The 18,080-nt window shown below is 64.9% G+C and carries 12 protein-coding genes; 11 read left to right on the top strand and 1 reads right to left on the bottom strand.

Annotated elements, in window-relative coordinates; translation table 11 throughout:
* The first annotated feature begins 157 nt into the window (after positions 1-157).
* From WFP36_RS11345 to WFP36_RS11295, 11 genes are all read left to right on the top strand, one after another.
* Complete coding sequence (locus tag WFP36_RS11345) at positions 158-2,374, top strand: autotransporter assembly complex protein TamA (RefSeq protein WP_336980603.1); 2,217 nt, start codon at positions 158-160, stop codon at positions 2,372-2,374.
* A complete protein-coding gene (locus tag WFP36_RS11340) occupies positions 2,374-6,621 on the top strand; it encodes a translocation/assembly module TamB domain-containing protein (RefSeq protein WP_336980601.1) in 4,248 nt (1,415 codons plus the stop codon). Before WFP36_RS11345 ends, WFP36_RS11340 begins: the two co-directional genes overlap by 1 nt.
* Position 6,622: 1 nt before the next feature.
* The gene (locus tag WFP36_RS11335; RefSeq protein ID WP_336980600.1) at positions 6,623-6,811 is read left to right on the top strand and encodes a hypothetical protein; all 189 of its coding nucleotides are present in this window, start codon (positions 6,623-6,625) and stop codon (positions 6,809-6,811) included.
* Between the two features lie 873 nt (positions 6,812-7,684).
* Positions 7,685-8,104, top strand: a complete 420-nt coding sequence (locus WFP36_RS11330) for a DUF6152 family protein (protein ID WP_336980599.1) — start codon at positions 7,685-7,687, stop codon at positions 8,102-8,104.
* Between the two features lie 17 nt (positions 8,105-8,121).
* Positions 8,122-8,502 carry a DUF6152 family protein gene (locus WFP36_RS11325; RefSeq protein ID WP_336980598.1) on the top strand — a complete coding sequence of 127 codons (381 nt, stop codon included), beginning with the start codon at positions 8,122-8,124 and terminating at the stop codon, positions 8,500-8,502.
* Positions 8,503-8,715: 213 nt separating this feature from the next.
* Entirely contained in the window at positions 8,716-9,492 is a 777-nt protein-coding gene (locus tag WFP36_RS11320; RefSeq protein WP_336980597.1) for a glutathione S-transferase family protein, read from the top strand.
* Positions 9,489-10,205, top strand: coding sequence for a glutathione S-transferase family protein (locus WFP36_RS11315; protein WP_336980596.1), 717 nt, complete (start codon positions 9,489-9,491; stop codon positions 10,203-10,205). The genes WFP36_RS11320 and WFP36_RS11315 overlap by 4 nt, the downstream gene beginning before the upstream one ends.
* A gap of 104 nt (positions 10,206-10,309) precedes the next feature.
* Positions 10,310-12,754 (top strand): TonB-dependent receptor, encoded by a 2,445-nt coding sequence (locus tag WFP36_RS11310; RefSeq protein ID WP_336980594.1) that lies wholly within the window; start codon positions 10,310-10,312, stop codon positions 12,752-12,754.
* Positions 12,755-12,823: 69 nt separating this feature from the next.
* The gene (locus tag WFP36_RS11305) at positions 12,824-14,236 is read left to right on the top strand and encodes an MFS transporter (protein WP_336980592.1); all 1,413 of its coding nucleotides are present in this window, start codon (positions 12,824-12,826) and stop codon (positions 14,234-14,236) included.
* Between the two features lie 11 nt (positions 14,237-14,247).
* A complete protein-coding gene (locus tag WFP36_RS11300) occupies positions 14,248-15,237 on the top strand; it encodes a hypothetical protein (RefSeq protein ID WP_336980590.1) in 990 nt (329 codons plus the stop codon).
* 61 nt (positions 15,238-15,298) lie between these two features.
* On the top strand, positions 15,299-16,930 hold the full coding sequence (locus tag WFP36_RS11295; protein WP_336980587.1) for an MFS transporter: 1,632 nt from the start codon (positions 15,299-15,301) through the stop codon (positions 16,928-16,930).
* Between the two features lie 72 nt (positions 16,931-17,002).
* On the opposite strand, the gene WFP36_RS11290 is transcribed toward WFP36_RS11295, so the two are convergent.
* Entirely contained in the window at positions 17,003-18,061 is a 1,059-nt protein-coding gene (locus WFP36_RS11290) for a hypothetical protein (protein WP_336980585.1), read from the bottom strand.
* Positions 18,062-18,080 lie beyond the last annotated feature (19 nt).

Below are 18,080 nucleotides of genomic sequence, written 5' to 3'. Positions count from 1 at the left end.
GGTGGGGTATTCGCGCGGCGAATTGTCCCACCCGGCCAGCCACTTGCAGGGCGTTTAGCCGCCTCGTCGCACGTGTCGCCGTGGGCCTCTTCGAAGAGGTCTTTCTCTTGTCGCGACTGCGAACTAGTCTCCGCAGACTGTCTGCCTGGAGACCTATGTGCCTATTCGCGGCCGGAATTTGCCCGGTCTGACCTTTTCCGAACAGGCGGCGCGCGGTCTGCGGGCGGCGGTCTGGCTCGTGCTGGCGGCAGGCCTGTGCCCGCCTGCCCATGCGCAGGACGATGCCTCCGCGCCCAAGCCGATCGTTTCTGATGAGGAATTCGAGAAGGCGCTGCCTCCGCTCGACGGCGATCTGGAGAGCATCGAGGAGTGGGAGGCCGAGCAGCGGCGGCTGGAGGAACAGGCCGTGCTCAAGGCCGGCGCAATGCCCATGCGCGTGCGCGAGGATGCGGAAAAGGCAGCGGCCGATGAAGCCGCGGCGATTTCCCGCATGCCGATGATCGACGATATGGGCGAGCCTGTCCCGCTCGATTCCGGACTCGATGAACCGTTGCCGCCCCTGTCCGAATTCGATCTCGAACCCGTCGACGCCAAGGCGCTGGGCGAGGATACCGACCTTGACCGGCAATTGCGCTATGACTGGCGGATCGACGGACTTGAAGGCCTGCAGGGCACGGTTTCCGAAAGCGATATCCGCTCGCGCTTTCGCAGCATTTCGGCGCTGGACGACGGCGATGGCGACACGGCCAGCGGCACTCAACTCAGTTCCCGCCTCACGGCGGACCGCCAGCTTCTGGCCGATATTCTCTCTGCCGCCGGCCATTTCGATGCAGTGGTGGCTCCGGCCATCGAATTGCCCCCGCCGGATGGCGATGGCCGTGCGGCGGCGATCCTGGAGGTGCAGCCGGGGCCGCAATATGTCTTCGGGAAGATTGCCTTCGATGCGCCGCCGGTCGAGCCGGACGATCTCATTCGCCGCTACTTCCCGCTCAAATCGGGCGATCCGATCCTGGCGGAGGATGTGCTGGCTGCCGAAGCGGGGATGGCCGTTGGCCTGCCTCGCAATGGCTATCCCTTCGCGCAGCTGGGCCAGCGGGACATATTGCTCGACGACGAGACCCGCACCGGGGACTACACCCTGCCCGTAACGCCCGGCCCGCGCTCGCGTTTCGGGGACGTGATCGTCGAGGGCGAGGAGGTCTTCGATCCCGAGCATATCTATGTGCTCGCCCGCTTCAAAAGGGGCGACCTCTACGATTCCGACAAGCTCGACGATCTGCGCGATGCACTGGTCGCCACTGGCCTGTTCGCCGTGGTCGCGGTCGAGCCGCGCGAAACCGGGCGCGATGCGGGCGAGGGCACGCAGTTCGCCGATCTCGCCGTGCGCCAGACGCGCGGGCCGCAACGCTCCATTTCGCTCAGCGCGGGCTACAGCACCGGGCAGGGGCTGCGGGCCGAGGGCAGCTGGACCCATCGCAACCTGTTTCCGCCCGAAGGCGCGCTGATCCTCAGCGGGCTCGCTGGCACGCAGGAACAGGGGCTGAGCGCCACTTTCCGCCGCTCCAATGCCGGGCGGCGCGACCGCACGGTGGAACTGGCCCTTTCCGCGCTGCACAGCAATTACGATGCCTATAATGCCTATACCGGGCGACTGGCCGGGCGGATCAGCTATGACAGCACGCCGATCTGGCAGAAGAAGCTGACCTATTCCTATGGCTTCGAATTGCTAGCCAGTAGCGAAAAGAGCTACGTCTTTGTCCGGCAGGACCGTGAGAGGCGCACCTATTACATCGCCGCCCTGCCGGGTCAGCTGGGCTTCGACACCACCAACGACTTGCTCGATCCGGTGCGCGGTTTCCGCCTTAACCTGAAGCTTTCGCCCGAATATTCCGGCGGCGACCAGAACCAGTTCTACGCACGCGGCATGGTGGAAGGATCTGCATACCGCTCCTTCGGCGATTTCGTGCTGGCGGGCCGTGTGCGGGTGGGCTCCATCGTGGGCACCGGGCGCGAGGATCTGGCCCCGTCGCGGCGTTACTACGCGGGCGGCGGCGGATCGGTGCGGGGCTTCGGCTATCAGGAGCTTGGACCCAAGGACCCGGACGCAAACCCGGTGGGCGGGCGCAGCCTGGTGGAAGGCGCGATAGAGGCGCGCTATCGCTTCGGCGATTACGGTGTCGTCGCCTTCGTCGATGCCGGGCAGGTCTATGAAAGCTCCATGCCGGGCTTCAACGATATCCGCTTCGGCGCTGGTATCGGCGGGAGGTTCTACACCAATTTCGGCCCGGTCCGCCTCGACGTGGCTACCCCGCTGGGCCGCAAGGAGGGCGAATCCCGCATCGCCGTCTATGTCTCGATCGGGCAGGCTTTCTGATGGCGGACGAAGCCGACATGTCGCCAGAAGAGGTGCCACCCGCCGACGAGGTGCAGGAGGCACCGGTGCGGCGGCGCTGGCGCCTGTGGGGGATTCTGGCCGGTCTGCTGGCGCTGGTCGTGCTGGCTGCGGGGGGCGGATTGCTCTGGCTCGATAGTGCGGGCGGGCACCGCTTCATCGTGCGGCAGATCAACGCGCTGGAGTTCCAGAACGGCATGACGATCCATGTCGGGCAGCTCGACGGATCGATCTACAGTAAACTTGAGGTTCGTGATCTGGCGCTGGGAGACCCGCAGGGAACCTTCGTTTCCGCGCCGCGCGCTGCGCTCGACTGGCGGCCGTTTGCCTATCTCTCGAACCATATCGACATACGCTCGCTGACTGCGCCTCTGGTGCAGGTGAGGCGCCTGCCCGCGTTCCGGGAAGTGAAGACCGACCAACCCCTGCTGCCCGATCTCGATATCGATGTGGCAAAACTGGAGATTGCGCGGATCGAGATCGACCCGGCCATCACCGGCGAGCGCCATATCGCTTCGCTCAGCGGCAAGGTCCAGATCGCGGACCGGCGGGCGATCGTCGATGCCCGCGCGCTGGCGCTGGCGGGCGACGGTCTGGCAGGCGGTGACCTTCTGCTGCTGTCGCTCGACGCTGTGCCGGAAAAGAACCTGCTGAACATCGCGGCGAAGCTGGATGCACCTGCCGACGGACTGGTCGCCGGACTGACCGGCAAGGCTGAGGCGCTGACCGCCTCGCTCGATGGCAAGGGCGACTGGGCGAAGTGGGACGGCGCGCTGAGCGCAGCCCACGGCAAGGCGCGGCTCGCCGATCTGACGCTGACGGCCCGTGATGGCACCTTCGGTGTGAAGGGCGAGGCAAGCCCCGGCCTGCTGCTGCCAGCCGCTGGCGCGACCATGTTCCAGCCCGCCACGCGGATCGATCTGACTGCCGCGCTCGACCAGCGGCGGGTCGATCTCAAGGGCAGGCTCGACAATGCCAATTTCCACCTTGCCGCCGATGGCCTCGTCGATCTGGGCGAGAACAGATTCGAGGAACTGGCAGTGGATTTCCGCCTGCTGCGCCCGGCGGCCATCGCGCCCGATTTCCGGGGGCAGGGCGTTGCCGCCAGCCTGAAGCTGGACGGCGCCTTCGCCACGCCGCGCATTGCCTACACGCTCAACGCCGCGCGGCTCGGCTTTGGCGATACGGCAATCGTCGGCCTCTCCGCGCAGGGCGAGGGGCGCGTGGATGCGGACAAGGCACTGGTGCCGGTCCATGCCCGTGCCCGGATGATCGACGGGCTGGATGCGGCGGCGGGCGACTTGCTCACCAATGTGCGGGCCGATGGCGATCTGGCAGTGAAATGGCCGCGCATCCTGTCCGACAACCTCAAGATCCGCTCGGATCGGATCGACGCAACCGCCGTGCTGGTGGCCGATGTTTCGACCGGGCTCTATACGGGCGCGCTCAATGGCAGGATCGGCAATTACGCCGTGGCTGGCATTGGCCGCTTCGACATTTCCAGCAAGCTGGACCTCAAGACCGAGCGTAACGGCTTCCGCATCGCCGGCACGGTCACGGCGCGCAGCCGCGAGATTTTCAACGAATCCGCCCGTGATTTCCTCGGCGGCAACGGGCTGATCTCGGCCAATATTTCCTATGGCACGGATGGCGTGGCGCGGGTTTCCGCCCTGCGCATCGCCGCGCCGCAATTCCGCATGGCGAATGGCGCGGGTTCCTATAGGCCCGATGGCGCGATTGCCTTTACCGGGGTAGGCATCTCCGACCGCTATGGCCCGCTTTCGCTGGCGGTCAGCGGCACGCTCGCCCGCCCGGTCGCCATCGTGATGGCGGAAAAGCCGGGGCTGGGCGTGGGCCTTGCCAATCTGCGCGCGGAGATCAGGGGCACCGATAGTGGCTATGCCCTGCTGGCCAAGGGCGAGAGCGATTACGGGCCGTTCGATGCGGATCTGGCGATCCTGTCCGGCGCCGGGCCGCTGACCATCGACATCAATCGCGGCAATTTCGCGGGCGTGAACCTCTCGGGCCGGGTGGTGCAGAGCGCCGCCGGGCCGTTCACCGGCATGCTGGCGGCCAACGGATCGGGGATCGACGGGCAGGTGCAATTGCTGGCCGAAGGGGAGGCCCAGCGCGCGCTGGTGAATGCCACGGCGAGCAATGCCGTGCTCGGCAGCCCGGCGCGCCTGTCCATCGCGCGGGCGATTGCGACCGCCGATATTACCCTGCTCGACCAGCCGCATGTCGTGGCCGATGTGCAGGTGGCGGGCCTTGCCATGCAGGGCTTCGCGCTGGAGCGGGCGCGGGCGCAGGTGGATTATCGCGGCGGCAGCGGCACGGCGAAACTGCTGGCCAAGGGCAATCGCGGCACGCCGTTCGACATAGCTGCCAATGCCCAGATGGCGCCCGAGCAATGGCGCGTAGCCTTGCGGGGCAGTGCGGGCGGCGTGGCCTTCCACACGGAGAATCCGGCGCGGATCAAGCTGGCCAAGGGCGCCTACGAACTGCTGCCCACCCGGCTCGCCTTGCGGCAGGGCAGCGTCCAACTGGCCGGCACTTACGGGGCGGAGACGAAGCTGCAGGCGCGCCTCAACGATGTGGACCTTGCCGTGCTGCGCCCGCTCATGCCCGAACTGGGGCTGGGCGGTGTTGCCTCGGGCAGCGTTGACTTCACTCAGGTGGGCGAGGGCTTTCCCAGCGCCGATGCGCGGCTGACGGTGGAGCGGTTCACTCGCACCAGCCTTGCCGCGATCAGCCAGCCGGTCGATCTGCGTATCGTCGGGCGCCTCCAGCCCGATGGCGGCACCCTGCGCGCCATCGTGGAGCGCAACGATACCAATGTCGGCCGGGTGCATGTCGATCTGAAGCCGCTCGGCCCGGAGAGCGGCAGCTGGACCACGCGGCTGATGGCCGCGCCTCTCGGCGGCGGCATCCGGTATAATGGCCCGGCCAGCGTGCTGTTCTCGCTCGCCGCCCTGCCGGACCAGCACCTGACCGGCGCCATCGGCGTGGCGGCGGATTTCTCCGGCCGGGCACAGGCGCCGTCGCTGACCGGCGTGGTTCGCGCGAACGACCTGACTTACGTGAACGATGCCTATGGCACGCGGCTCACCAAGATGCGGGTGCGCGGGACCTTCACGGATGACCGGCTGGAAGTGACGGAACTGTCCGCCAATGCCGGGGACGGCACGGTAAGCGGCAGCGGCTTTGTCAGCCTGTCGAGCGAGAAGGGCTATCCCCTGCAGCTGGACCTCACGCTCGACAATGCGCGCGTGGCCGATGCGCCGGGCATGGAAGCACGGGCGACCGGCACGCTGGCCATCGTCAACAATCCGGGCGATCCGGCCGTGATCCGCGGCACGATCCGCCTGCCCGAAACCCGCTATCGCATCGTGCGCGAAGGGGCGGCCGAAGTGCGCACCCTGTCAGGCGTCAGGCGCAAATCGGACGAGGCTCAGGCCGCGCTTGCCCAGGCAGTGGCGGCAAAGGCCAAGCCCGATGCGATTTCCGGTGTGCCGTCCAACTGGCGGCTGGAAGTGGACGTGGTCGCGCCCGAACGGGTGTTCGTCAGCGGCATGGGAATGGAATCCGAATGGTCCGCCGACATCAAGCTGCGCGGCACCACCGGCAATCCGCGCATCACCGGCGGGATCGACCTTGTGCGCGGCACGCTGGGCTTTGCCGGGCGCAGCTTCGAGCTGCAGAGCGGGCGCATCCGCTTCAGTGACGGCAATCCCTACAACCCAACCCTGTCGGTAACGGCGGAGGGCGAGGCCGACGATGTGGACGTGGCGATCTCGCTCACCGGCTCGGCCGGCAATCCGCGCATCACCTTCAGTTCCACCCCGTCGTTGCCGCAGGACGAAATCCTGGCGCGCATCCTGTTCGGCAGTTCGATCGGCGAGCTTTCGACCATTCAGGCCGTGCAGCTTGCCTCCTCGCTCAACGCGCTGCGCGGCTCGGGCGGGTTCAGCCCGCTGGGCGTGCTGCAATCGGCCTCGGGGATCGACCGTATCCGCATTCTGGATGCCGACGAGGCGAATGGGCGCGGCACGGCTGTGGCGCTGGGCCAGTACATCACCAACGACATCTATGTTGAGATCGTGACCGATGCGCGGGGCTATACCGCGACCCAGATCGAGATCAGCCTGACGCCCGCCCTTTCCGTGCTGAGCCAGATGGGCAGCTTCGGCGGATCGAACGTCAACATCAGATACCGCAAGGATTACTGAGATGCGCGGCGCGGCCCTTTGCCTGCTCTGCCTCGCTTTGGCGGGGTGTAGCGAACAATCCTTCGATGACCGCTATTCCGAGCAGGAACAGAAGCTCTCCAGCGAGGCGGCGGCGATGGAGGCCGAGCTGGACCAGCGGATGACCGAGAAACCGGGGATGGAGACTGCGGAGGCGGGGGAGGGGCGATAGGCGTGCTCCCTTCGGTTTGAATTCCGCCCTCGTCGTTTCCGCGAAAGCACCTCCAACCTCCGTTCGTCCTGAGCCTGTCGAAGGACACGGGAGCCGGTAGCCCCATGAGGCCGACTTGAATGCGCCCAGAATGGCGCTCGGCGCGTGTCCTTCGACAAGCTCAGGATGAGCAGGTGTGGGTGAGTGGGGCGGGTGAGCCCAAACACACCTCACCATCCGGCGGTGAGCCCGGACATAACGCCAGTGTGAAAATCCAAAGGAACCGCGCGGCCGGCAATGCGCCGGGGGCAGTGCGGAAGGTTTATCTTGCGAGTGGCCCGGGCGCCTGTTCCGCAGCGCGCATGGGCTCGGCCCTGTCCGGAGCGGCAAGGAAGCGCGGGCGGGCTCGCACGAGGCGCACTTCCATCGCGGCTGGTGCCGCGCCTGATCCGTTCCGGCGGCTGGGCCGGCGAGAGCCTGCCCAAGGCGCATGAGCGCCGGCCGCGATGCGGGAGTGACATCTCCTGTTGTAAGCAGGAGCACCCGCGACTGGAGGGGAAGGCAAGCCGGCCGAGCCGCCTCCCGGTTCCACATCCTGTTTTGAGATGCAGGATGGGTGCGCATATAACCAAATGGGTTCAAAATGTCAAGGTGAATGTGCCGACACGCACTTGGCCTCGTCATTGCGAGCGGCGAAGCCGCGCGGCAATCCACGGCGGCTGCGCGCAACCGCTCTGGATTGCTTCGTCGCTTCGCTCCTCGCAAGGACGAGCAGGCTTCCCCAGCCGGCGAAAACGTTTCGCCGCAGATATGCGATTAGCTTATTGACGATATCAAAAAGATGACGTTAGATATAAGCACGAGCGGGCCAACCGCCGATTGGGAGAGTGTTCGGTGACTCTAGGCAAGAAACTGGCGCGAGTGGGCGTGGGGCTGGGCATGGCATTGCCGCTGGCTCTCGCAGGACCTGCGCAGGCGCATCACAGCTTCGCGATGTTCGATCAGAAGAAGATCGTCACGCTGGTGGGCACCGTGGCCGAATTCCAGTGGACCAATCCCCATGCCTTCATCGAGATCGACGTGCCCGGCGGCGGCAAGGTGCTTCATTGGAGCATCGAGCTGAACAGTCCGAACAATCTCAAGCGCCAGGGCTGGAGCCGCGTGTCGCTCAAGACCGGGGACAAGATCACCCTGCGGATGAACCCGCTGCGCGACGGCAAGCCCGGCGGCCTGTTCCTCGACCTGAAGAAGGCCGATGGCAAGCTGCTCGATTCCGGCCTGCCGAAGGACGGCAAGCCCGTGAACGTGTTCTGAGGATGAGGAGGCTTTCCATGCATCGCGCCGCAAGGCCCGCACTGGCCGCCCTGCTGCTGGCTACCGCATTCGTCGCGCCCCCCGCCGGGGCCCATCACAGCTACGCCATGTTCGACATGACGAAGACGGTCGTGCTCGATGCCACTATCGTGCGCTTTCGCTGGCAGAACCCGCATTCCTTCATCGAGGCGAATGCGGCAGTGAAGGGCAAGGGGGAGCTGTGGGCGATCGAGATGAACAGCCCCAACAACCTTATCAATGAAGGCTGGAAGCGCACCACGCTGAAGCCCGGCGACAAGGTGAAGCTCTATGTCCATCCGCTGCGCGATGGCAGCAAGGGCGGCAGCTATGCCGGTGTGCGTCTGCCCGATGGGTCCGCGCTCGGCACTGTGAAATGAGACCCGGTTACCTTCGGGAACTATCGCAACCAATTATCTGTTTGATCAGCGGAAAGCGTCTCACCGATCCCTCGTTTTCCTGCTGACAAAACGCCCGGCTCTCGAGCCGGGCGTACCTTTTTGACTTTGCAAAATTAGCTTATTGACGGAATCAATATGTGCCAATAGGCTCCGTCCAAATCGCCCGCAAAGACGGGCGGACAGGGAGAAGCGATGCTTGAGGTTTACACCTGGGAACCCAACGCCAATTCAGGAAAGCCGCTGCTTTGCCTGCATGAAAAGCGCGTTCCCTTCACGCATCACTATATCGACATGGGCAAGTTGGAGCAGTTTTCGCCCGACTTTCTGGCGATCAATCCGGACGGGACGATTCCCGCTGTCGTGCACGACGGCTTCGTCATGACCGAATCGACTCCGGCCATGGAATATATCGACGATGCCTTTGACGGCCCGGCCCTGCGCCCGGCCGATCCCCTGTGGCGCTGGCAGATGCGCCAGGTGATGCGGTACATGGACAATATCGTGGCGCCTTCGCTCGCCATGCTTGCTTCCAACCGGCTGGCCGCCCCGCGCTATGCGGAAGTGGACGAGGACGAAAAGCGCCGCGAACTCGACAAGATTCCGCTGCCCGAGCGCCGTGCCGCCTGGGAAAAGCTCATGTTCGGCAAGACCCCGCAGGCCGATCTGGATGAATCCGCACGTCGCATTGCCGAGAGCTTCGACGTCTTCGAGGATTTGCTGTCCCGCTCGCCTTATCTCGCGGGGGCGGAGTTCTCGCTGGCGGACATCAATGTGATGGCCACCTTCTATCACCTGCCGCAATCCTATCCCGACGATGTGAACGACCAGCGCCGCCCGCATATCATGGCATGGCTGCGCCGCTGCCACGCGCGTGAAGGGCTGCAACGCGGCTTCGGCACCGGGCGCGGCTTCATCACGCAAAGGGCGGCCGATGTCCGCCGCCTGCTGGGCGTGGAGGACGCGGCATGATCGAACTGTATCACGGCGGCCCGACCGGCCATTCCGCCTCTGTCCTGATCGCGCTTGAGGAAAAGGGGCTGGATTATGCCTCGCGCGAAGTGGACCTTGGCCGGTTCGAAAATCATTCCGATGCGCTGCTGGCGCTCAATCCTGAAGGACAGGTGCCGGTGCTGGTGGCCGATGGGCAGGTGCTGACGGGCACTTTCCATATCCTGCTTTATCTCGACGAGGCTTTTGCCGAGCCCGCCCTCGGCGGTCCGAACCCTCCGGCGCGATATGCGGTCCACAAATGGGGCAAATATGTGGAAACGCATATCGCGCCAAACCTTGCAATCGCACGTTGGGCCCGGCTTGGCGGGGCGGGCGAGGGCGGCGGCCCCGCGCTCGGCCTTCTGCCGCCGGAGCGTGCGGCCCTGTGGCGCCAGGCACTGGCCGGATTTTCCGACGAACAGGTGGAGGCTGCCCAGCGGGCGCTGGAAAAGGCCGCTGTGCGCGTGGCGCAGGACGCGGCCGATGGTGGCTGGCTGGCCGGCGACGCCTATTCGATCGCCGATATCGCGGTCTACCCGCACCTCGCCCAGTTCGAGGCGCTCGGTATCGAGCTGCCCGCGGCGGCGGCCGACTGGCTCGCGCGTGTCGCTGCCCGTCCGGCAGTGAACCACGCGGCGGGCGACATGCGCATTGTCGCGACAATGGGCCCCGAGCTGGGCCGTTGGGGGTAATTCGGCGCCTAGGTGAGGGCGCCTGAAAGGCATGCCGGAGCATCCGCAGAAAGACGGGCGCCCGGTTGGGGAAAACAAGAAGCAGAATCTAGGGGAGAGAGAAGATGAACACCGACAAGCGCATAGGGCGGCCCGCTGCCCTTCAATTCGCCACTCGCGCAAGCTGTGTCGCCCTGGCGGCGGCCTTGCTGGCTCCCGCCGCTGCCTTTGCGCAGGACGGGGAAGCATCCGAAGATCCGGCCAACCGCGAAATCATCGTGACCGCCCAGTTCCGCGAGCAGGCGCTGCAGGACGTGCCGATCGCCATTTCGGCCGTGACCAGCGACGAACTGGAACAGCGCAGCGTTAAGAACGTGCTCGACATCGCCAATTCGGTGCCGAACGTGGAAATGACCAGCGGCGGCTCCGGCTATGGCGCGCAGACCAACCAGGCCTTCATCCGCGGCCTCGGCCAGGCGGACTTCCTGACCGCCTTCGAACCGCGCGTGGGCTTCTATGTGGACGACGTCTATTACGCGACCACCTATGGCTCGGTGTTCGACGTGCTCGATCTGGAGCGTGTGGAAGTGCTGCGCGGTCCGCAGGGCACCCTGTTCGGCCGTAACTCGGTGGGCGGCGCGCTGCGCCTGATCTCCAAGAAGCCCAAGGGCGACAATAGCGGCTATGTCGAGATCACCGGCGGCAGCCGCGAGCGTTACCAGCTGCGCGGCGCCTATGATCTGGGCCTGACCGATCAGCTCGCCCTGCGCGTGGTCGCCAATGCCAAGGGCCAGGAAGGCCACGTCAAGCGGCTCGACTACAAATGCGTCAATCCGCAATATGGCAATGATCAGGTCGGCGGCGTGGGCCTCGGCCCGATCAATAATGACAGCTGCCAAGTGGGCACGCTGGGCGGCGGCAGCAGCTACAGCTTCCGCGGCACGCTGGGCTGGGAACCGACCAGCGACGTGCAGGTCTATCTCTCGGGCGATTACACCAATGAAACGGCGGAAAGCTCGGCCGAAGTCATCATCGATACGCAGTCTTCGCTGATCAATCCGGAAACCGGCCTTGCCGGCGGCGCGATCCCGGTGGGCGGTGTGGACAATAACGGCCTTGCCAAGTGGCTGAAGGGCCGGGGCACCAGCTATTACGGCTTCGACGTCTCGACGCCGGAAAAGCTGCAGGCAGTGATCGCCTCGTTTGAATCGCCCGATGGCTACACCACTTATGCCCGCTACGGCAATCAGCGGACCGGCCTGATCAACCCGGCCGAAGGCACGATGGAAGCCTATGGCGGCTCGCTGACGGTCGAGGCCAATCTGTCCGACGACATCCACCTGACCTCGATCACCGCCTATCGCAAATATACCGGCGATTTCGGCCAGAGCCTGCTCGCCGTGCCGGTGGAAGAAGTGCGCAATGGCCTGACGCACCGCCAATTCAGCCAGGAACTGCGCCTGCTGGGTTCGACCTTCAACGATGTGCTCGATTACACTCTGGGCGCCTATTACCTCGATACCGAAACGCTCAACCCGGCCCGTGTGCAGACCGAAGGCTTCACTCAGGCGCTGGACTTCTTCAGCGACGATACGGCGACGCTGAAGAGCTGGGCCCTGTTCGGTGCGGTGGATCTCCATCCGGTCGAGCGGCTGACGCTGTCTGCCGGCGTGCGCTATTCGAACGAGAAGAAGACTTACACGTTCGACCGCGACTATTCGCCCTCGAACCTCAGCGTGCTGAACTTCGTTGCGACCGGCAAGAACAAGGACGACCGCATCAATCCGCGCTTCTCGATCGCCTATGAGGCTTCGGACAATGTGAACCTCTACGCGTCCTATTCCACGGGCTTCACGGCATCGGCCTTCAATGCCCGTCCGTTTGGCGCGAGCGGGATCTTCTCGCTGGAGGCGGAAGACGTGAAGTCCTATGAAGTCGGCTTCAAGTCGAACCTGTTCGGCCGGATGCTGCGCCTCAATGCGGCCGCCTATCTGACCGAGTTCGACAAGATCGTGGGCACTGTGCGCGATCCGGCCTATCGCGGCGGCGCCTGCGCGATCTTCTGCAACGAAAACGTCGGCAATGCGGAGATCAAGGGCTTCGAAGTGGAAGCCGTGGCTCGTCCGGCGCCGGGCCTGATGATCTCGGGCAATGTCGGCTATACCGATTTCCGCTACAAGGAACTGCTGGCCTCCACTCAGGGGCTGACGCTGGACAGCCCGCAGACCCGCGTGCCCAAGTGGAACCTCTCGGGCGCGATCCAGTATGATGCGGATCTGAGCGAGAGCCAGACCCTGACCCCGCGCGTGGACGTCAGCTACCGTTCGGACATCGCCTATTCCAACAATGTCCTGGCGGTTTCCTCGGTGCAGCCGGCCTACGCGCTGGTGAACCTGCGTCTGACCTATGCGAACAAGGATCTCGGCTTCTCGATTGCGGCGGCCGTCACCAATCTGTTCGACGAATATTACCTCACCACGATCACCGATCAGCGGGAAAGCTATGGCTTCCTCAGCGCCTCGGTCGGGCGGCCTCGCGAATGGTCGCTCACCCTGCGCAAGGAATTCTGAGCGACCCACCCAGAAGGGAGGCGGGAGCCTGGTCCTGCCTCCCTTCACCAGTCTTGAGAGGATGATCCGATGGGCAGTGTGGCCGGGGATGATTTAAGCAGTTCGTTTCAACCGGCGGCGAGCGGGGCAGAAGGGGCCGGTCCTGAGGCCACCCCTGCCGCCAGCTCCAACTATCCGCCACCGGCGCAGGCCTGGTTCACGGTCGGGGTCCTCGCCACGGTCACGACCGTCGCCATGCTCGACCAGAATATCCTCGGGCTGCTGATCCAGCAGATCAAAACCGATTTCAACCTGACCGATGCCGAAGCGGGCCTGCTGCTGGGCCCGACGCAGGCGATTTTCTACGCCCTCGTGGCCGTGCCGTTCTCGCGTTATATCGACCGCTGGACGCGCAAGTGGATCATCGCGGGCGGGCTGATCGTCTGGAGCCTTGCCACGGCCGCATCCGGCCTTGCCGCCAACTTCACTCAGCTATTCATCGCGCGCGTCGTGGTGGGGGCGGGGGAATCCGTCAACGGCCCCACGGCCTATTCGATGGTGGCGGACTGTTTCCCGCGCGACAAATTGCCGCGCGCCGTCTCAACCCTGCAGATCGGATCGGTGGCGGGCAGCGGCCTGTCCCTGCTGCTGGGCGGTCTGATGATCTGGCTGGTCGCCAGGCTCGGCTCGCCGGATCTGCCGATCGTCGGCACCTTGCGTCCCTGGCAGGTCGTTCTGCTCGCTCTGGGCCTGCCGGGCCTGCTGATCTCGCTGCTGCTGATCAAGGTGAAGGAACCGCCGCGCCATAATCTGCGCCTGAAGACCCGCAATGCCGGTTTCAAGAAGACAATCAGCTATCTGTGGCTGCACGTCGCCGTATTCGGGCCGATGTTCCTAGGGCTGACCATCGGCTCGCTGGATGCAGGTGGGCGCGCCTGGGGCGCAGCCTTCTTCGAACGGACCTATGGCTGGTCGCCCACGCAATATGGCATCGTTTCCGGCGTGGTATCGATCATTGCCATGCTCGCGGGCCTCTATCTGGGTGCGAAATGGGCGGAATGGTTCCAGAATCGGGGCGATCCGGCGGGGGCCTATCGCGTGATCCTCTACACAAGGCTTGTCGCCATCCCCTTTGCGATCATGCAGCCGCTGATGCCCACGCCGGAACTGGCGATGGCATTCAGTTCGGTTGCCTATCTGTCGCTCGGGATGAACGGCCCGATGCTCAATGCCGTGATGCTCGCCATCTCGCCCAATGAGATCCGCGGGCAGGTGATGACGCTGTACCTGTTCATCTACACCGTGGTCGGCGTGGGCATGGCGCCCTTCGTGACCGGCCTGACTACCGACCATATCTTCACTTCGCCCGATGACCTGCGCTGGTCCATCATGCTGCTGCATGTTGTGTTCCTGCCTGCCGCGCTGGCAATCACCTGGCTGGGCCTGAAGCCTTTCCGCAAAGAAGTGGAGCGACTGAACGCAGAAGATGCGCGGGTCGCCTGAGGGAGAGAGAAATGTTGAAGAAACTGATTGCCGCTGCCGCCCTGATACTTGGGGCCCCGTTGCTGGGCATAGCCGCAGCGCCCGCCGCCGCTCAGGCGAAAGACGCCCCGATCCCGTGCGAACGGGCCTGCATGGAAGACCTCGCCGGCCGCTTCCTCGACGCGCTCGCCTCGCGTGATGCCTCGAAGCTGCCGCTGGCGAAGAACGCCCGCTACACCGAAAACGGGCAGGCGATGGGCTTCAATAACGGCATGTGGCAGACGGCCAGCAAAGTCGGCGCCTATCGCCACGTCTTGGCCGATCCGGCCACCGGCCAGTTCGGCCTGTTCGCCACCATGGACGAAAACGGCCATGGCCTGACGCTGGGTGCCCGCGTGCGCCTGCACCTGGGCCAGATCAGCGAGGTCGAACTGGTCACCTATCGCACCGGCGCGGGCCCGGCCTGGAACGATGCCGGCTATGGCAATCTGGAAAAGATGCAGAAGCCCAAGGCGCTGTGGTCCGAAGTGCCGCCTACCGGAAAGCGCCTCAGCCGCCAGGAACTGATCGCGGCGGCCAACAACTATTTCAATGCGATCGAGAACAATGACGGCAAGGGCTATTACCCCTTCACCGATGATTGCGATCGTCTGGAAAACGGCACGCTGACCAGCAACAATCCCGGCATCGTCCGCATGGGCGGTATCGATATCGGCGGGATGGGCTGCAAGGAGCAGTTCTCGACCGGCCTCTATGGCGTGGTCACCGAAGTGCATGACCGCCGCTTCCCCATCGTGGACGAGGAACGCCAGGCCGTGTTCGCCTTCGCCGTGTTCGATCACTGCGGTTGCAAGAAGGAACTGGTTATGCCCGACGGGCGCAAGGTCGATATCGGCATGTTCAACAAGCCGTCCAGCATCCTTCTGGCCGAGGCCTTCAAGTTGAAGGAAGGGATGATCCAGCAGGTCGAGGCGGTCGGCACGAGCGTGCCCTACCACTCCGATCCGGGCTGGAGCCACTGATCTCCAGCCCTTCCGGGCACCGTCCTTCCGACCCCTGACCCTTGGACTGTAGCGGGGCGACATGGCGAATAGAGAAACCCAGCCGCGTGGGCCGGGCACCTGGTCGCCGCTGCGGCACAGGGTGTTCCTGGCGATCTGGCTGGCGAGCATCATCAGTTCGATCGGCAGCCAGCTCCAGCAGGTAGGGGCGGCGTGGCTGATGACGTCGCTCAACCCGTCGCCGGAAATGGTGGCGCTGGTGACGGCGCTGTCTACTCTGCCGATCCTGCTTTTCTCGCTTCCGGCGGGGGCGCTGGCCGATATTCTGGACCGGCGGCTGGTGCTGTTCGGCGCCCAGATCCTGATGCTGGTGGCTTCGGGTGTGCTGGCAGCACTGGCCTTTGCCGGGCTGGTGACACCGGGCTTGCTGTTGCTGCTTACCTTCATTGTCGGCTCCGGACAGGCGATCATGGCGCCTGCCTGGCAGTCCACCGTGGGCGATCTCGTCCCGCGCGAGAAGGTGCCCCATGCGGTGGGGCTCAACACCATGGCCTTCAACATCGCTCGCACGGTGGGCCCCGCGCTGGGCGGCGTGCTGGTTGCGATGGTGGGCAGCAAGGTCAACTTCGCTCTCAATGCCGTCAGCTATCTCGCCCTGATCGGGGTGCTGCTCGCCTGGCGGCCCGAACGGCGAGAAGGCATGGCCGCGGATTCGGTCCTTGCCGCCATGCGCGACGGGGTGACCTACACGCTCCATTCCACGCCGGTACGCCGAGTGATCCTGCGGGCGATGTGTTTCGGCTTCTGTTCGTCCATCGTTGTCGCGCTGATGGCGCTGGTCGCGCGTGACCTCCTGCATCAAGGGGCCACTGTGTTCGGCGTGCTGATGGGCTTCATGGGCATGGGCGCGGTTGCCGGGGCGGCCCAGCTGGGGCGGATGCGGCACCGCTTCGCCGCCGAAGGGCTGATCCGCATTGCCATCGTGGTGACCTCCGCCGCACTGCTGGGGATCGGCTTCTCACGCTATCTGCCGCTCACCTGCGCGGCGCTGTTCGTGGTGGGCGCGGGCATGGTGCTCGGCCTGTCTACTTTCAATGTCGCAGTGCAGATGAACGTGCCGCGCTGGGTCTCTGGCCGGGCGCTGGCGCTCTACCAGATGTTCACCTTCGGCGGGATGACCGTGGGGGCCTGGTTCTGGGGCCATGTGGGCGAAAGGGTCGGCATCGGCCCGACCTATCTGATCTGTGCCAGCGTCCTGTTTTCTACCCTGCTGCTGGCATGGCGCCTGCCGGTGGAGGAAGTGCATTCCAGCGCGCTGACCTCCGCCCCGCATGAGGACGAGCACGTCCTGCCCGAAGCGCCCGAAGGCGTCGGCGTGGTGGTGGTGATCGAATATATCGTGCCGCCCGCAAGGCTGGAGGATTTCCTCGCCGCCGTTACGGCGCGCCAGCACATCCGCATGCGCGACGGCGCGCAGAAGGTCACGCTGCTGCAGGACGCGACGAACGGGGAGCTGTGGGCGGAGCGTTTCCAGGTGCGCAGCTGGGCGGAATATCTGCGCCAGCGCCAGCGCCGCACGCTGGAGGCCAAGGAATATGACGATTTCCTGAGTGAGTGCCACGGCGGCAAGCAGCCCCCGGTTACGCGCTTCTATTTCGAGCATCGGGCCCGGCCCGACAGCGGGGAGACGATGGTATCCTACCCATTGGGGTAAGGATGCCTCCTTTCCGCTGGGTGAAGCGCGGGCGGGCGGCCCTCCTGTGTCCCGCCCGCGCTCACCTTTCCATTAGTTCGGATCCGCGTGGGTCCATCCGTCATTGGTGCCATAGGGAATGGTGACGAAGGGGAAGGCTTCCACTTCGTAGATCTTGCCGTCGCGGATGCCGAAGGTCTCCATGGTGGTGAGGTTCAGGACCATGCCTGCGCCGCTTTGCGGGCGCTGCAATCCGCCTGGCACCTGATCGCGCACGCCGTCATGCACGAAGAAGGGGAAGGTCGCGACCAGGCCCTTCTGCTGATCGACCACCAGTGCGCGGTGCGGCCAGATACGCTTGATGCCGTTGAACACACCGGTGTCGACCTGTTCCTTGCAGGTCATGGTCGACAGCTTGCTGAAGTAACGGCCCATTTCGGTGTTGAGATCGGGCATCTTCGGCGTGGGCGAGGCTCGGCCGGGCTGCTTGTTCGCCACGGTCTGATAGCCCTGTTCATAGCGCACGCATTCGTCGGCAAAGGGCGCGATGGAGCCATCTTCCCCCGTCAGCGCGTCGAAATAGCTTTCGGCGGCATAGGCCAGATATTCGCGGCTCATCTGCTTGTCCTTCGGCACATCGGCCAGCAGGGTGGGGCGCGGATGGGTCAGCAGTTCCATTGCCTCGGGCGCGACATTGCGATCGTACCAGTGCTCCACCTCGGTGATCATGTTGCGTTCCACCCGGATGCGGATGGCGATCATCGCGATCTGGCCGTCGATCTTCATCACCGTCTGGAACGCCATCTGGCCCTGCACGGGATCGGCCACGGTGATCTTGAAAGTGGTCGGTTCCATCTTCGCGCGCCAGAACAGGCCGGTGCCCATTTTGATCTTGCCGGTATTCTCGGTGGCGATCACCTGTTCGGCAAAGGGCAGGGCGCTCATGTCCTTGGTCTGCAGCGCAGTGAGATAGGCCTCGCCGATCTTCACCAGACAGTCCCGGTCGCAGGGCTTCACATTGGCCGGGTTCCAGGTCTTCTTGTACCACGGCTTTGCCGCCTGATCCGCGGCGGCGGCCGGGCTGGCCATCGCCGTTGTTGCCAGCGCAACAGCCAGCACCAGTCCGGCGCCGGCAAACTTCTTGATTGCCATTCTTGCTACTCCCCAGAAG

Origin of the sequence: Fulverythrobacter fulvus (assembly GCF_037154085.1) — a bacterium.
In the GTDB taxonomy this organism is placed as follows: Bacteria; Pseudomonadota; Alphaproteobacteria; order Sphingomonadales; family Sphingomonadaceae; genus Andeanibacterium; species Andeanibacterium fulvum.
This window is presented reverse-complemented; position numbering and strand designations above follow the sequence as displayed.

What these genes read in the sequence shown, in the direction of transcription:
- WFP36_RS11340 (WP_336980601.1), top strand. Translation starts at nt 2,374, where the DNA reads ATGGCGGACGAAGCCGACATGTCGCCAGAAGAGGTGCCACCCGCCGAC.
- WFP36_RS11335 (WP_336980600.1), top strand. Translation starts at nt 6,623, where the DNA reads ATGCGCGGCGCGGCCCTTTGCCTGCTCTGCCTCGCTTTGGCGGGGTGT.
- WFP36_RS11325 (WP_336980598.1), top strand. Translation starts at nt 8,122, where the DNA reads ATGCATCGCGCCGCAAGGCCCGCACTGGCCGCCCTGCTGCTGGCTACC.
- WFP36_RS11320 (WP_336980597.1), top strand. Translation starts at nt 8,716, where the DNA reads ATGCTTGAGGTTTACACCTGGGAACCCAACGCCAATTCAGGAAAGCCG.
- WFP36_RS11315 (WP_336980596.1), top strand. Translation starts at nt 9,489, where the DNA reads ATGATCGAACTGTATCACGGCGGCCCGACCGGCCATTCCGCCTCTGTC.
- WFP36_RS11310 (WP_336980594.1), top strand. Translation starts at nt 10,310, where the DNA reads ATGAACACCGACAAGCGCATAGGGCGGCCCGCTGCCCTTCAATTCGCC.
- WFP36_RS11305 (WP_336980592.1), top strand. Translation starts at nt 12,824, where the DNA reads ATGGGCAGTGTGGCCGGGGATGATTTAAGCAGTTCGTTTCAACCGGCG.
- WFP36_RS11300 (WP_336980590.1), top strand. Translation starts at nt 14,248, where the DNA reads ATGTTGAAGAAACTGATTGCCGCTGCCGCCCTGATACTTGGGGCCCCG.
- WFP36_RS11295 (WP_336980587.1), top strand. Translation starts at nt 15,299, where the DNA reads ATGGCGAATAGAGAAACCCAGCCGCGTGGGCCGGGCACCTGGTCGCCG.
- WFP36_RS11290 (WP_336980585.1), bottom strand. Translation starts at nt 18,061, where the DNA reads ATGGCAATCAAGAAGTTTGCCGGCGCCGGACTGGTGCTGGCTGTTGCG.